Here is a 15,137-nt window from a genome sequence, read left to right as displayed (position 1 = left end):
GATTCCCTTATCGAGCCGGGAGAGAGAAGGTCGCGACATGGAGACCCGAAGGCTGCAGTACTTCGTGACGATCGTCGACTGCGGCACGATCACGCGTGCAGCCGAGATCCTGCACATCGCTCAGCCCGCGCTGAGCCAGCACGTGGCGGCGTTGGAGACCGAGTTCGGGCAGCAGCTGCTCGTGCGCAGCAGGAAGGGCATCTCGACCACAGCAGCGGGGCGGTCCCTGTACCGGTACGCACAGGGCATCCTCCGCCTGGAGGAGTCGGCGCGCCACGACATCGCGAGTGACGTCGACAGCCCGACCGGTACGGTGTCGATCGCGCTCGCCCCGTACAGCACGTTCTCGATCCTCATGATCCCGATCGTGCAGATGATCCGCTCCAGGTATCCCGGCATCCTCGTGCGCATCGTCGAGACGCTCTCGGTGATCCACAGCCAGGCGATCCGGCTCGGGCAGATCGATGCCGGACTCATCTACGACCCCGGCATCGTGCGCGGCATCCGCTTCGAGCGGGTCTCGACCGAGGAGCTCTGCCTGGTGACGCCGGACGGCATGACCGTCGACGGTGCGACCGACGACGAGGTGCCGCTTTCGGCACTCGCCGACCTGGAGTTCGTCATGCCGCGTCCAGAGCACACCCTGCGCAAGCGCATGGAGAGCGCGATGTTCGATATCGGTCGAGAACTTCGCGTCGCGGTCGAGATCGAGCACACGTATCCGCTGGTGGATGCCGTCGAGCGCGGTCTCGGCGCGGCGATCCTGCCGAGGAAGACCGCTCATGCACTCTTCGAAGGCACGAACCGGACGATCCGCCGGGTGATCGACCCGGTGATCCCGGTGACGCTGTCGCTTGCGACAGCCGAGGATCAGGAGCTCTCACGTGCCGCCGAGGTCGTCATCGAGGTGCTTCGGGAGTACACCGTGCAGGGGCGCGGCAGCGCGCTGCTGCACGGTGAGGGCAACCGAACCACATGATTAGATATAAAATAGTTTCTGCACGAGTGCGGCACCGAGGCTGCACCGGGAGGAGCGCAGCATGACCTACAGGGTCGCCGTCACCCGCGGCTACGCCGAGGCGGATGGCACGACGATCTTCGGCGACATCGGCCTGGACCGGCTGACGCAGGGCGGACTCGAATGGTGCGTGCTCGACGAGCCCATGTCGCCGTTGCGGGCCCGGGAACTCGAAGGCTTCGACGCCGCGATCGTGCTGGGACCGGAGGAGTTCGACGCGTCGTCGATCCCGTCCGGCGGGCGGCTGAGACACGTCGCCCGATTCGGCGCCGGCTACGACGCCGTCGATGTCGCCGCGTGCACCGCGGCGGGAATCGTTCTGACGAACACGGCGGATGCGGTGCGCGAGCCCATGGCGCACACCGCGCTCGCGCTGCTTCTGGGACTCGCCCACAACATCCTCATCAAGGATCGACTCGTCAGAACAGGGCGCTGGGCGGAGCGCGCCGAGCACCGCGGCCGTGGGCTGCAGGGCGCGACGGTCGGCATCGTCGGTTTCGGCGGGGTCGGGCAGGCGGTGGCGCGACTCGTCGCAGCCCTCGGGGTGCGGGTCGTCGCGTACAACCGATCGGACCGATCCGCCGAGGCCGACGACATCGGTGTGGAGATGCTTCCGCTGGACGAGGTCATGGCCGCGAGTGACTATGCGATCGTGACGGTGTCGGCGAATCCCGAAACCCGCCACCTGATCGGCGACCGCGAACTCGGACTGCTCGGCCACGGCGGGCGGCTGATCAACATCGCGCGCGGTTCGGTGGTGGATGAGACCGCACTTATCCGCCGGCTCGAGGCGGGTGAACTCGCAGGTGCCGGGCTGGATGTGTTCGAGCAGGAGCCGGTCGATGGGCAGAACCCGCTCCTGGCGATGGATTCCGTGATCGTGGCACCGCATTCGCTGTGCTGGACCGACGGCTTCACGGCCGCGGTGTCCGCGAGCGTGATGCGGTCGGTGCTCGCCGTCGCGGCGGGTGAGACGCCGGAGACCGCCGTGAACGCGGTTCCGGCGCGGGCCGGTACGCTGTAGCCGTGGCTTCCACTTCCCTGCGGGACGCGCGGATGCGTCCGGTGCGCCGTTCGGGTCTGCGCGATGAGGTCTATCAGACCATCGGCGAGATGCTCATCGAGAACCGTCTGCCTCCCGGATCCCCGCTTCGAGTCGAAGCGCTCTCGGAGATGCTGGACGTCTCGCCCACGCCGGTGCGCGAGGCGCTCGTGCAGCTGGAGACGACGGGTCTGGTCGACTACGTCGCCAACAAGGGATACAGCGTGGCGCCGCTGCCGTCGGCGGAGGACATGCGTCTCATCATGGATGCGCGACTCGTCTTGGAACTCGCGGCCGCAGAACGGGCGGCCGAGCGGGAAGATCGCCGGTTCGCCGCCGAGCTGGGCGAACTGATCGACGGACAGCGGGCGGCGGGGGCGCGGATCGTCGGGGACGGCTCAGATGCCGATCGCGCCGCGATCCGCGAATATCTGCGGTTGGATCATGCGTTTCATGACACGATCTTCCGCGAAGCCGGCAATCCATATCTCGCGCGCCTCGCGCGCAGCATGGATGCCCAGTCTCAACGCGCGCGTCAGTCGTTCCTCCATGGTGTCGACGATGCATCGGATGCCGCCACCGAACACGAGCAGATCCGGAAGGCCATCGTCGACGGTGATGCGCCGGCGGCCGTCAGCGCGTCGCGCGCGCATCTCGAGCGCGTGCTGGCGAAGGCGTTGAGTCAGTTCTGACGATCTGATTCCGATCTGGAGCCAGATCGGAATCAGATGGCGGATCGGTCACCCGCAGACTGGAACTAGGATTAGATATAATATGTAAAACAAAGGAGTTCGATATGGCGTCCCGTGAAGAGCACTCGACCGCGATCGTGACCGGCGGCGGATCCGAGCGGGGAATCGGCCGCGCAACTGCGCGCCGACTCGCTCGCGACGGCTGGAGCGTCGGAATCGTCGACATGGACGGCGAGGCGGCTCGGCGCGTGGCCGCCGAGCTCGGTGACGAGTTCGGCGTGCAGGCGGTGGGGGAGCAGGCAGACGTCAGCTCCGAAGGCGACGTGGACCGTGCGGTCGCGGCGATCGAGGACGCCCTGCCGCCCGTCGAGGCCCTCGTCAATGCTGCCGGCATCAGTTCGCCGGTCCCGTTCCTGGAGACCGACCTCACGCTCTGGGAGCGCGTTCTGCGCATCAACGCGACCGGCACTTTCCTGGTGACCAAGCGGGTGATGCCCGGCTTCGTCGACCGCGGGTACGGCAGGGTGGTGAGCATCGGGTCGACGGCTGCACAGAACGGCGGAGGTACCTACAGCAAATCGGCGTACGCCGCGGCGAAGGGCGCGATCGAGTCCTTCAGCCGTGCCGTGGCGCTCGAGATGGCTCCTCGCGGCGTCACCGTCAACGTCGTCGCACCCGCGACGATCGACACAGACATCATGGGCGGCCGCATCACCGACGATCGCAAGCCCACTTTCCTCGCGCAGCTCCCCGTGGGCCGGATCGGCACCACCGACGAGGTCGCCGCACTGATCGAGTTCCTCATCGGATCGGACGCCGGATACATCACCGGCGCGACATACAACATCAACGGCGGGATCCGCATTGGCTGACACCACCGCGCCGCACATCCAGCATCCGATCGCGGCCGCCCTCCTGCAGTTCCGTCCGGCGGATGCCGAAGGCCCCCCGAATCATCGCCTCAGCCCGGATCACTGGCATCGGATGCTGCGGCCTGTCGTACAGAGCGGATACAGCGCGGTCGAGATCCCGAGCGCGTGGCTGCGCCTGGGTGACCTCGACGAGCGCGGTCTCGCCGACTTCCGTGCCACGATCGACGACCTCGGGCTGTCGGTGCCCGGAATCTCGGTGGTGCGCGAGAGCGTCATCCATCCGCACAACGCCGCGAGGAACATCGCCTTCTCGCACCGGACGATCGATGCCGCAGCCGCGCTCGGTGTGGACATCGTGTGCCTCGGTCTGCACGATCGACTCACCAGCGAGCAACAGCGTGCGCTCTGGTTCTGGACGGTGCCCGGCACGCCGTACCCGTCCGACCCGCATGTGCGACGCGCCGCCGTCGCGGCGTATCGCGAGCTGGCGGAGCACGCAGCCTCGGTCGGCGTGCGACTCTCGTTGGAGCTGTACGAGGACACGTTCCTCGGGACAGGCGACGACGCCGTGGCGTTCCTCGGCGAGATCGACCACGATGCCGTCGGGCTGAACCCGGACATCGGAAACCTCATCCGCAGGCAGGGCCCGATCGAGGACTGGCGAGATCTGCTGAGACTGACACTGCCGCACACGAACTACTGGCACGTGAAGAACTACATGCGGTTGGAGGACCCGGCTTCCGGCACGGTCCTCACCCACCCGACCGCCATCGAACTCGGCATCATCGATTATCGGGAGGCGTTGCAGATGGCGGCGGCCAACGGGTTCAACGGAGCATTCGTCGTGGAGCACTACGGCGGGGACGGACTGTCGGTCGGCGCGCGGAACGCCGACTACCTGCGGTCGGTCCTGGCGCAGACTGCACCGCAGGACGGGGATGCGGCATGAGCGCCGCGGAACTTCCCGATGAGCGCACGGCGATCGTCACCGGTGCAGCGTCAGAGCGCGGGATCGGTCGTGCGGTCGCGCATCGGCTCGCCCGCGAGGGGTGGGCGGTCGCCGTGATCGACCTCGACGCCGATGCCGCCGAACGTGTGGCGTCCGAGATCCACGACGTGCACGGCATCGCGGCGCGAGGGTATGGTCTCGACGTCACCGACCGTGCGGGAAGCGTCGGAGTCGTCGACCGCGTGACGGTCGACCTCCCGCAGCTCGTGGGCATCGTCAACAACGCCGGCATCAGCTCGCCCACCGCGTTCCTCGAGGTCTCGGAGGACGAGTGGCGGCGGATCATCGACGTCAACCTCAACGGCGCGTTCCATCTGACACAGGCTGCGGCGAAGATCATGGCCGCGAACCGCGTCGGCCGGATCGTCAACGTGTCCTCGGCATCAGCGCAGCGCGGCGGGGGCGTGTACGGCCGAGCCGCATACTCGGCATCCAAGGCCGCGCTGCTGGGTCTTGCCCGTACGCTCGCACGCGAACTCGGCCCGCACGGCATCACCGCGAACTCCGTCTCTCCCGGATCGATCGACACCGACATCATGGGAGGCAGGCTCGGCGAGGACCGGAAGGCCGTGCTGCTGAAGGAGCTGCCGGTGGGCCGGATCGGCACCGTCGACGATGTGGCAGGCGTCGTCGCCTTCCTGCTCGGGCCGGATGGCGGATACCTCACCGGTGTGACCTACGACGTGAACGGCGGCTCGCACATCGCGTGAGCGACGCCGCTCGGACGCAACCCCAGCAAAGGAAGAACATGACCGACGACTTCTCCGCCGATCTGAGCGGCCGCACAGCCGTTGTGACGGGGGCGAGCTCCGGTATCGGCGCAGCCATCGCCGAGCTGTTCCTCGCCAACGGCGCCACGGTGATCGGGCTGCAGCGCCGGCCCGACGACCGCCAGCACCCGCGCTATCGGTCCAGGGCGGTCGACCTCGGCGACACGGCGGGACTCGACGCCGTCGTCGCCGACGTGCTGGCCGAGAGCCGGGTGGACATCCTCGTGAACAACGCGGGTCTCAACATCCGGCATCCGTTCGAGGACTTCCCCGCCGAGGACTGGGATCGCGTGCTCGATGTGAACCTCACGGCGGTCGTCCGGCTCGCGCAGGGCTTCGGTCGGCCGATGCTCGAACGCGGCGACGGCATCGTCATCAACCTCGCATCGATGCTGTCGTTCTTCGGGGGGTTCACGGCGTCGGCGTACGCGGCCTCGAAGGGCGCCGTCGGACAGTTCACCAAGTCGCTCGCGAACGAGTGGGCCGGCCGCGGCGTGCGCGTGAACGCCATCGCTCCCGGCTTCATCGCCACGGAGATGAACACGGCGCTGATGGCGGACGAGACGCGTGACCGCCAGATCCGCGAACGGATACCCGCCGGGAGGTGGGGTGCTGCCGACGACATCGCCGGCGCTGCGCTGTTCCTCGCGTCCGGGGCGTCCAGGTATGTCCATGGGGCAGTGATCCCCGTCGATGGCGGGTATCTCGGGCGCTGAGCGGCCGCTACGAGCACAGAACGAGCAGAAGAGGATCGGCTATGAAGGCAGTTGTGGTTCACGCGGCAGGAGACCTGCGGGTCGACGAGCTCCCGGTTCCGGATCCGGGAGCCGGACAGGTGCGGGTGCGGATCGTCTACGGGGGCATCTGCGGCTCGGACCTGCACTATGCCCACTCGGGGCGCAACGGCGTCTACGAGGTGGTCGAACCCCTCACCCTCGGCCACGAGGTGGTCGGCGTCGTGGACCGGGCAGGACCAGGCGTCGACGTCGCAGCCGGCATGCCCGTCGCGATTCATCCGGCCACGCCGACGCCGGCGGTCGGTGCTGCGCGCGGCTCCGGTCTCAATCTCGCCGTGGGCGGAACCTATCTCGGCAGTGCCTCGACGTCGCCCCATACGCAGGGCGGGTTCGCAGAGCATCTCATCGTCATGGAGGGGCAGCTGCGGCCGCTGCCTGCCGGACTGCCGCTGCGCCGTGCGGTCCTCGCCGAGCCGCTGGCGGTGGCGATTCACGCCGTCGGCCTGCTCGGCGACCGGGTGCAGGGCGCGCGAGTGCTCGTCAGCGGCGCAGGCCCCATCGGAGCGCTGGCCATCTCTGCGCTGCGGGCAGCCGGTGCTTCCCACATCACGGCCGCCGACCTGCACCGCGCTCCGCTGCGGACCGCGCTCGGTGTGGGAGCCGATGCCGTCGTGCAACTCGGCGTAGACCCGGCGTTGACGGACGATTCGTTCGACATCGTCGTGGAGGCGGCTGGGGCCGTCCCCTCGCTGGTCACGGCACTGCGTGTGGTCCGCCGCGGGGGCGCGATCCTGCAGCTGGGCATCCTCCCTCCCGGAGATCTCTCGATTCCGTTGGCGTCCATGGTCGCCAAGGAGGTCCACCTGCAAGGGACCCAGCGCTTCGACAGCGAGATCGACGAGGCGATAGACGTGCTGGCAGCAGACGAGCAGATCGAGAACGTGATCAGCCACGAGTTCGACATCGCGGATGCCGCCGAGGCGTTCGAGCACGCGTCGGATGCCACTCGATCGGCGAAGGTGATCCTGGGGATATCGCCCGATCCCACCGCGTGATCTCGCGGCTGGAGCGAATGACTCTGACCCCATAACGACTGCCTATGGTTATGCCCGTTACACCGGGCGGCAACTTCGGCAGGATGGCATGACCAGCGACGGCCTGATGACCGTCGCACCAGGCCCGCAACGAAGCCCACCTGATCCGGGAGCATCCATGTCGAACGTGAAACTCGATCTGATCGACCTCACCAAGCAGTACGCGAAGGGCATCGATCCCGCCGTCGATCGCCTCAACATGCAGGTCGAGGAGGGGCACCTCGTGGCGCTTCTCGGACCTTCCGGGTGCGGCAAGACGACCACTCTGCGGATGGTCGCCGGCCTCATGGACCCGAGCGCCGGGGCGATCGTCATCGACGGCAAGGACATAACCCGCGTCCCCGTGCACAAGCGGGGTATGGGCATGGTCTTCCAATCGTACGCGCTGTTTCCGCACATGAACGTCGCCGACAACGTCGCGTTCGGACTGCAGATGCGCAAGATCGGCAAGGCGGAGCAGAAGCGCCGAGTCGCCCAGGCTCTCGACATGGTCCAGCTCGGGCACCTCGCCTCGCGTCAGACCAGGGCGCTCTCCGGCGGTCAGCAACAGCGCATCGCGCTCGCGCGGGCGCTGGTCGTCGAGCCGACGCTGCTGCTGCTCGATGAGCCGCTCTCGAACCTCGACGCGAAGCTTCGCGAGACCATGCGCACCGAGATCCGTGCGATCCAGCAGCGCACCAAGGCGACGACGCTGTTCGTCACGCACGACCAGGACGAGGCGCTGGACATGGCCGATCGGATCGCCATCATGAACGACGGGCTGATCGAACAGTTCGGTGCACCCCACGAGGTCTACGAGCGGCCGAACACACGGTTCGTCGCCCACTTCGTCGGTCGCGCGAACCTGCTGGATGCGACCGTCGGAGAGCCGGTCGGCACGTCGGCGAACGGCGAGACGCAGTATCGCGTCGACGTCGACGGCATCGGCACTGCGGGTGCGGTCGGCGTCTCCGGGCTCGAGAACTCGCGCCGGACCGTTCTCGTGCGGCCGCACCGCCTCAAGGTCTGGGTCGCCGGCGATGCCGATGCCGCGCCGGACGGCGTGGACGGCATCGTCGAGACGACCAGCTACACCGGCGACGCGGTGTCGATCTCGGTCCGGGTCGGCGAGCGCCTGCTGCACGCGGAGTCCCACACCGCCGGCACGCGGGTTCCGCGCATCGGCGACACCGCACGCGTGCACTGGGACGTCGACAACGCACTGGTCATCCCCGAGCCGGTGGAGGCCTGACCATGTCCGTCACCGATACCGCACTGATCCGAGGCGTCTCGCCGAGCGACTTCAAGGGAAGCGGCGAGCTCGAGAAGGCCCGCCGCCGCAGCGATCGGCGCATCACGCTGGCCCTCGTGCTCCCGGGCATCCTGGGGCTGGCCGTCTGCTTCGTCTTCCCGCTGCTGTTCATGGCGCGCATGTCGTTCAACGTCGGCGAGCCCAACGGCGTCGTCCACGAGACCGTCACTCTCGAGACCTATGTCCGGGCGCTCGCCGACCCGTACTACTGGAAGGTCACCGTCGACACCTTCTGGATGGGGCTGGTCACCGCGCTGCTGTGCGTCATCGTCTCCTACCCGATCGCGCTGTTCCTGGCGCGCACGGAGAGCAAGTGGAAGGGCATCCTCGTCGCCCTGGCGATCGCTCCGCTGCTCACCAGCGCGGTGGTGCGCACCTTCGGCTGGATGGTCATCCTCGGCAATCAGGGACTGATCAACAACACTCTGATCGATCTCGGCTTCATCCAGACGCCGCTGGTGCTGTCGAACAACATGACCGGCGTCATCATCGGCCTGGTCGAGATCTTCATGCCCTACGCGATCTTGACGATGATGTCCGGCTTCGGTCAGATCAGCACCCAGCTCGAAGAGGCGGCGGGCTCTCTCGGAGCGAGCAAGGCCAAGGTCTTCACGCGCGTCACGCTTCCGCTCAGTCTCCCGGGTGTCCTGACAGGTTTCCTGCTCGTCTTCGTGCTGTCGATCTCCACGTTCGTCACGCCGCGACTGCTGGGCGGAGGTGTCGTGCAGGTGCTCGCGACGGAGATCTACGATCAGGCGACCGGCCTGCTGAACTGGCCGTTCGCCGCGGCGCTCTCGATGATCCTGCTTGTGCTCTTCGGCACGGTCATCGCCGCCTACACGGCCATCATCAAGAAGATGGGGTTCTCATCATGACCGCGCAGCAGCTCTCCGCCCCGCAGAAGCTCGTCCTCCGGCGTCCACCAGGCGCGGGGACGATCCTGTTCCGGATTCTCGTCGGGCTGATGTACCTGTTCCTGCTGGCACCGCTGATCATCGTCGTGGTGATCTCGTTCAGCTCGAACCAGTACATCTCGTTCCCGCCCGAGGGATTCACCCTCAGGTGGTACGAGCTCCTGCCGACCAAGACGCAGTTCATGTCTGGTCTGCAGACGAGCCTCATCACCGCGGGGATCACCACCGTGATCGTGCTGCTGATCGGCGTGCCGGCGTCACTGGCGATCCATCGGTACGAGTTCCGCGGCAAGGCGATGGTATCGGCGTTCTTCCTCTCGCCGCTGCTGGTCCCCTCGATCGTCATCGCACTCGGGCTGGTGCTGCTGCTGGGTCCCATGGGGCTGACGAACACCTACTTCAGCATCATCCTCGGCCATATCGGCATCACGATCCCGTACCTGATGCGTACGACGCTCACGAGCCTTGCGACCTCCGACACGTCCTGTGAAGAGGCCGCCAAGGTGCTCGGGGCCTCCGGCGTCACGGTGTTCCGTCGCGTCACACTGCCGATCATCGCTCCCGGCGTGATCGCGGGAGGTGTGCTCGCATTCATCGTCTCGTTCGACGAGCTGGTCATCTCGCTGTTCGTCGCCGAGTCGGGCAAGCCGACGCTGCCGGTGCAGGTGATGCGCTACGTCGAGAACTCCGCGGATGCTGTGGTGGCCGCACTGTCCGTCGTGCTCATCCTGTTCTCGGTGCTCATCGTGGTACTGGTCGAGCGCCTTGTGGGCCTCCGCAAGGCCCTGAACTGAGGTCCCGGATGTCTGCTGAAAGATTGCGCGTCGTCGTCGCGAACCCGTTCGACGAACGAGTCGCGGATGTGATCCGCGTGCGGGAGCCGCGGATCGACCTCATCGTCGAACCCGAACTGCTCCCTCCGATGCGGCACGCCGCCGACTACAGCGGTGAGCCGTCGTTCCGGCGGGACGCCGCACGCCGCGACCGTTTCCGCGAGCTCATCGACTCCGCCGATGCGCTGTACGGCATCCCGGATCTCGACCCCGCGGAACTTGCGCGAACGGTGCGGGCGAACCCCGCGCTCCGCTGGGTGCATACCATGGCCGCCGGCGGCGGGGGGCAGGTCAAGGCAGCCGGCCTCACGACGGAGGAGCTCGAGCGCGTGGCCTTCACCACCTCGGCGGGTGTGCACGGCGAACCTCTCGCGGAGTTCGCGATTCTCGGCCTGTTCGCCGCGGCCAAAGACCTGCCGCGACTGCGCGCACTGCAGGACGCGCGCGAGTGGCCCGGTCGCTGGACGATGCGGCAGGTCTCGGACCTGCGGGTGCTCGTGTTCGGCGTCGGGGGCATCGGCCGTCGGGTCGCTGCGAAGGCGCGGGCGCTGGGAGCGACGGTCGTCGGCGTGTCCCGGCGAAACGTCGAGCTCGAGGAGTTCGATCGGATCATCGCCCCGGATCGCGTGCTCGAAGAGCTGCGGGACATCGATGCGATCGTCACGACGCTGCCGGGCACGGACGCCACCGACAGGATGATCGGCGCCGACGTGCTGGCCGCTCTCGGACCTCGCGGCATCCTCATCAACGTCGGTCGCGGAACTGTCATCGACGAAGAGGCGCTGCACGCCTACTTGATGGCTTCGCCCGGGGCGACTGCGGTGCTCGATGTGTTCGCGGTCGAGCCACTTCCGCAGTCCAGCCCGCTGTGGGAACTGCCCAATCTCATCGCCAGCCCGCATACGGCGGCACTGACGGACGCCGAGGACCGCCGTATCGCCGAGCTGTTCGCCGACAACGCAGGCCGGCTGCTCGACGGATGCGAGCTGCGCAACCGCGTCGACCCCGTCGAGTTCTACTGATGGGTGCGGAGAAGACCATGATCTCGAAGATGTTCGACCTCACTGATCGACGCGTGCTCATCACCGGGTCGACGCGCGGCATCGGTCGGGTGCTGCTCGGAGCGTTCGCCGATGCCGGCGCCCTGCCCATAGTGCATGGTCGCGACGCCGAGCGTCTGGAGTGCGAACTCGAGTCGCTGCGCGAGCAGTACGGCGCGCAGCGCGTTGCCGGGATCGCGTTCGACCTCGCCGACGAGCAGGCGATCGACGACGGGATCGCTCGGATCGACCGGGAGTTCGGGTCGATCGACATCCTCGTCAACAACGCCGGCATCCAGCACCGCGAGCCGCTGCTGGAGGTGTCCTCCGATGACTGGGATCGGGTGCTGCGCACCAATCTCACCAGCGCCTTCCTCGTCGGACGCGCCGTCGCTCGCGGCATGGTCGAGCGCGGTCGCGGGAAGATCGTCAACATCCTCTCCATTCAGAGCGAGCTCGCGCGCGTCACCATCGGACCGTACACGGCGTCCAAGGGCGGCCTGCGCAACCTCACGAAGGCGATGGCCGCGGAATGGGCCGGTCGCGGGCTGCAGGTCAACGGTGTGGCGCCCGGTTACATCAGAACCGAACTGACGCAGGCGCTCATCGACGACGAGAGGTTCAACACCTGGGTGCTCGAGCGTACGCCCGCAGGGCGCTGGGGAGAACCGGCTGACATCGCAGGTGCGGTGTGCTGGCTGGCGTCGGATGCCGCGGCGTTCGTGAACGGGCAGACGATCTTCGTCGACGGCGGGATGACGGCAGTCGTATGAGTCGAGAGGACCAGGCCGGTGCCGAGGCCGCCCGGCCGCGCATCGTCGTGATGGGCGTTGCCGGCGCCGGAAAGACCACGGTCGGAGTCCGGCTCGCCACCGAGCTGCAGGTGCCGTTCGTCGATGCGGATGACCTGCATTCACCGGAGAACATCGACAAGATGTCCGCCGGTGTGCCGCTGACCGATGAGGATCGGCAGCCCTGGCTGCGCGCTGTCGGCACCGAGCTGCGTCGTCATCCGACCGGTGCGGTCGTCGCATGCTCGGCGCTCACCCGCGCGTACCGGGACGTGATCCGGCAGGAGAGTCCGGACGCGCGCTTCGTCCTGCTCACCGCCGATCAGGCAACCCTCGTCGCCCGGATGTCCTCACGCGCCGATCATTACCTGCCGGTCAGCCTCCTCGACAGCCAGCTCCGCCTCTTGCAGCCGCTGGCTCCGGACGAGCCCGGGATCGCACTGGAGGCGACGGCGCCGATCGAGGAGATCATCACCGGCGCGCTGCGCGAAGCGCGAGTGGAACCGACCAGCTCAGAAGGGGTTCGTCTTGATGGATGACACAATTCCTCAAGTCTCTCTGCACGGCAGGGTGCGGATGCCGAGGCTGGGACTGGGCACTTGGCCCATGGACGATGCTACGGCGGAGCGCATCGTGAGCGTGGCCTCCGAGCTCGGGTACCGGCATTTCGACACGGCCACGAAGTACGGCAACGAACGCGGTGTCGGTGCCGGCATCCGCGCGTCGGGTCTGCCCCGCGGCGACATCTTCGTCACGACCAAGCTCAACGGCGACTTCCAGGGGGAGGGACGCGCAGTCGCGGGTCTGGAGGCCGCACTCGAACGACTGGATCTCGAATATGTGGATCTGCTTCTGATCCACTGGCCGCTTCCCGGTCGAGGCGAGTACGTCTCCACCTGGAAGACCTTCGAGGCGCTCCTGGATTCCGGTCTCACGCGTGCGATCGGAGTCTCGAACTTCAAGACGGCGCATCTTCGCCGGTTGATCGCCGAAACCGACGTGGTCCCCGCTGTCAATCAGATTCAGGTGAATCCACAGATCCCGCGGCTGGAGCAGCGGCAGTTCCACGCTGCGAACGGGATCGTCACGGAATCGTGGAGCCCACTGGGCTCGGGGAAGGGGCTGCTCGATTCCCGGGTGCTGGCGTCCATCGCCGTTGCACAGGGTCGGACTCCGGCCCAGATCGCGTTGCGCTGGCACCTGCAGCACGATCTCGTTCCGATCCCGCGTTCGACCGGCATCGATCGGCTGCGTCAGAACCTCGGTGTCTTCGACTTCGAGCTCACCGCGCAGCAGATGCTCGCGCTCGATGCGCTGGCCGTGCCCGGCGCCGGTGTCGATTCAGATCTCGAAGGGCACTGACGCCTCGGCGCCGGAGCGCTGGTAGGCGAGCGCAGGAGCCTGCGTTGCGAGCTTGCCGCCCGAGATGTCGATCAGCGCTCCGGTGATATAGCCGGCGAGGTCACTGGCTAGGAAGCAGAGGAGCTGCGCAACATCGGCTGCATCGCCCCAACGGCGCAGGCTGAGCAGATCGAGTCGTTCGCGCGCGGCATCGCCCTCCAGCTGGGCGAAGCCGTTGATGTCTGTCGGAATCATCCCGGGCGCGTAGGCATTGGCGGTGATTCTCCATGGCCCGAGTTCGCTGGCGAGAACCCTCGTGAACTGGACGACGGCCGCCTTTGTGGCGCCGTAGGCTGCAGCATCCACGCTGGGGACGATGGCCGCGAACGAAGCGGCGTTGATGATCCGTCCCGAGCGCTGGGCCTTCATGTGCGGGATCACTGCGCGGCATGCGTTGAAGACGCCTCGCACGTTGACGTCGAAAGCGCGATCCCACAGTGCAGGGTCGACTGACTCCACGGACCCTTCGGCGTTTACCCCTGCGTTGTTCACGAGCACGTCGACACCACCATGACGGCGGGCGACGTCTTCGACGACTTCGGTGACGGCGGAGAGATCGGTGATGTCGCAGCGGCAGTGCTCGATGAGACCGGGGTCTCTTTCCGGCGAGAGCACGTCGAGGCCGACGACTACCGCGCCCTCCGCAGCGAAGGTCTCGGCGATGGTTCGTCCGATCCCGCGCGAAGCGCCGGTGACGATGACGACGCGTCCGGTCAGTTCGATCTCCATTGGGAACTCCTGTCCAGTGTAAGCATATTATAAACACGTTCGGACAGAATAAAGCATACGCAGACAGCCGGGAGTGGACAATGATGAACGGGACAGGGGAACGGCGGATCGCGTGGGTCACCGGAGCGGGCGGGGGAATGGGGCGAGCTAGCGCGGTGCGCCTGGCCCAATCCGGATACACCGTGGCGCTGTCCGGTCGCAGGACGGACGCACTCGCCGACACCGGAAGTCTCGTCGAGGATACGGGTGCCGAGGCGATGCTCGTGCCGCTCGACGTCTCGGACGTCGATGCTGTGGAAGACGCAGCGGCGCGCATCGGACAGGCGCTCGGACCGATCACCACCGTGGTCGCCTCTGCAGGGGTGAATACGCCTCAGAGGTACTGGCGCGACCAGCAGGTCGCACAGTTCTCATCGATCGTCAGCACGAACCTGATCGGCGCAGCCGCGACGGTGGATGCGGTGCTTCCCGGTATGCGCGAGGCAGGCGGCGGAAGCGTGGTGTTCATCTCCTCGTATTCCGGCTGGAGATTCTCGCCGGATGCCGGCGTCGCATACAGCGCATCCAAGACGGCGCTGTCCTCGCTCGCGGAGTCGTTGAACGCGCAGGAGAACCAGTTCGGTATCCGCGCCACGAACCTCTGCCCCGGCGACGTCGACAGCGACTTTCTGCGTTTGCGTCCCGTGGTGCCCGATGCCACGGCGCGAACGTCGATGCTGTCGCCGGACGACGTGGCGGCCGCCGTGCAGTTCATCATCGACAGTCCGGCGCATGTATGCGTCAACGAACTCGTCATCTCGCCGGTGAAGAAGGGAGTGCTGCGGTGACCGGCGCGCTGGTTCTGCAGCGGTATCGTGGAGGGTCTCGCTCATAGCCAGCGAACGCATGCAGCGCTTCGCGATGG

At 67.1% G+C, this 15,137-nt stretch carries 17 protein-coding genes; 16 read left to right on the top strand and 1 reads right to left on the bottom strand.

Translation table 11 applies throughout. From position 1 onward, the window contains the following. Positions 1–37: 37 nt before the first annotated feature. The 15 genes from H7694_RS14440 to H7694_RS14370 all read left to right on the top strand — a co-directional run bounded on the left by H7694_RS14440 (position 38) and on the right by H7694_RS14370 (position 13,465). Positions 38–979: a LysR substrate-binding domain-containing protein gene (locus H7694_RS14440; protein WP_193597139.1), complete on the top strand. Its 942-nt coding sequence runs from the start codon at positions 38–40 to the stop codon at positions 977–979. 61 nt (positions 980–1,040) lie between these two features. Beyond that, the gene (locus tag H7694_RS14435) at positions 1,041–2,042 is read left to right on the top strand and encodes a 2-hydroxyacid dehydrogenase (RefSeq protein ID WP_193597138.1); all 1,002 of its coding nucleotides are present in this window, start codon (positions 1,041–1,043) and stop codon (positions 2,040–2,042) included. A gap of 32 nt (positions 2,043–2,074) precedes the next feature. Further along, positions 2,075–2,752 (top strand): GntR family transcriptional regulator, encoded by a 678-nt coding sequence (locus H7694_RS14430; RefSeq protein WP_227468403.1) that lies wholly within the window; start codon positions 2,075–2,077, stop codon positions 2,750–2,752. 104 nt (positions 2,753–2,856) lie between these two features. Beyond that, positions 2,857–3,624: an SDR family NAD(P)-dependent oxidoreductase gene (locus H7694_RS14425; RefSeq protein WP_193597136.1), complete on the top strand. Its 768-nt coding sequence runs from the start codon at positions 2,857–2,859 to the stop codon at positions 3,622–3,624. After that, positions 3,617–4,573 (top strand): sugar phosphate isomerase/epimerase family protein, encoded by a 957-nt coding sequence (locus tag H7694_RS14420; protein WP_193597135.1) that lies wholly within the window; start codon positions 3,617–3,619, stop codon positions 4,571–4,573. The genes H7694_RS14425 and H7694_RS14420 overlap by 8 nt, the downstream gene beginning before the upstream one ends. After that, positions 4,570–5,343, top strand: coding sequence for an SDR family NAD(P)-dependent oxidoreductase (locus tag H7694_RS14415; RefSeq protein ID WP_193597134.1), 774 nt, complete (start codon positions 4,570–4,572; stop codon positions 5,341–5,343). Before H7694_RS14420 ends, H7694_RS14415 begins: the two co-directional genes overlap by 4 nt. Positions 5,344–5,381: 38 nt before the next feature. Further along, on the top strand, positions 5,382–6,119 hold the full coding sequence (locus H7694_RS14410) for an SDR family NAD(P)-dependent oxidoreductase (protein ID WP_193597133.1): 738 nt from the start codon (positions 5,382–5,384) through the stop codon (positions 6,117–6,119). A gap of 41 nt (positions 6,120–6,160) precedes the next feature. Further along, the gene (locus tag H7694_RS14405) at positions 6,161–7,195 is read left to right on the top strand and encodes an L-idonate 5-dehydrogenase (protein WP_193597132.1); all 1,035 of its coding nucleotides are present in this window, start codon (positions 6,161–6,163) and stop codon (positions 7,193–7,195) included. 157 nt (positions 7,196–7,352) lie between these two features. After that, on the top strand, positions 7,353–8,465 hold the full coding sequence (locus H7694_RS14400; RefSeq protein WP_193597131.1) for an ABC transporter ATP-binding protein: 1,113 nt from the start codon (positions 7,353–7,355) through the stop codon (positions 8,463–8,465). Between the two features lie 2 nt (positions 8,466–8,467). Further along, the gene (locus tag H7694_RS14395; RefSeq protein ID WP_193597130.1) at positions 8,468–9,400 is read left to right on the top strand and encodes an ABC transporter permease; all 933 of its coding nucleotides are present in this window, start codon (positions 8,468–8,470) and stop codon (positions 9,398–9,400) included. Then, positions 9,397–10,233, top strand: a complete 837-nt coding sequence (locus tag H7694_RS14390) for an ABC transporter permease (RefSeq protein WP_193597129.1) — start codon at positions 9,397–9,399, stop codon at positions 10,231–10,233. The genes H7694_RS14395 and H7694_RS14390 overlap by 4 nt, the downstream gene beginning before the upstream one ends. Before the next feature lie 8 nt (positions 10,234–10,241). Continuing rightward, positions 10,242–11,294 carry a D-2-hydroxyacid dehydrogenase gene (locus H7694_RS14385; protein WP_193597128.1) on the top strand — a complete coding sequence of 351 codons (1,053 nt, stop codon included), beginning with the start codon at positions 10,242–10,244 and terminating at the stop codon, positions 11,292–11,294. Further along, positions 11,294–12,085 carry a glucose 1-dehydrogenase gene (locus H7694_RS14380; protein WP_227468155.1) on the top strand — a complete coding sequence of 264 codons (792 nt, stop codon included), beginning with the start codon at positions 11,294–11,296 and terminating at the stop codon, positions 12,083–12,085. Before H7694_RS14385 ends, H7694_RS14380 begins: the two co-directional genes overlap by 1 nt. Then, positions 12,004–12,642, top strand: a complete 639-nt coding sequence (locus H7694_RS14375; RefSeq protein ID WP_227468154.1) for a gluconokinase — start codon at positions 12,004–12,006, stop codon at positions 12,640–12,642. Before H7694_RS14380 ends, H7694_RS14375 begins: the two co-directional genes overlap by 82 nt. After that, positions 12,635–13,465: an aldo/keto reductase gene (locus H7694_RS14370; RefSeq protein WP_193599255.1), complete on the top strand. Its 831-nt coding sequence runs from the start codon at positions 12,635–12,637 to the stop codon at positions 13,463–13,465. Before H7694_RS14375 ends, H7694_RS14370 begins: the two co-directional genes overlap by 8 nt. On the opposite strand, the gene H7694_RS14365 is transcribed toward H7694_RS14370, so the two are convergent. Then, positions 13,445–14,233, bottom strand: coding sequence for an SDR family NAD(P)-dependent oxidoreductase (locus H7694_RS14365; protein ID WP_193597127.1), 789 nt, complete (start codon positions 14,231–14,233; stop codon positions 13,445–13,447). The genes H7694_RS14370 and H7694_RS14365 overlap by 21 nt on opposite strands. Positions 14,234–14,313: 80 nt before the next feature. Between H7694_RS14365 and H7694_RS14360 the strand changes: the two genes are divergently transcribed. Continuing rightward, the gene (locus H7694_RS14360) at positions 14,314–15,060 is read left to right on the top strand and encodes an SDR family oxidoreductase (protein WP_319805282.1); all 747 of its coding nucleotides are present in this window, start codon (positions 14,314–14,316) and stop codon (positions 15,058–15,060) included. Positions 15,061–15,137 lie beyond the last annotated feature (77 nt).

It is taken from the genome of Microbacterium sp. YJN-G, from assembly GCF_015040615.1.
GTDB lineage: Bacteria > Actinomycetota > Actinomycetes > Actinomycetales > Microbacteriaceae > Microbacterium.
Note: the sequence above shows the minus strand (reverse complement) of the source record. Positions and strands in the feature narration are given on the sequence as shown.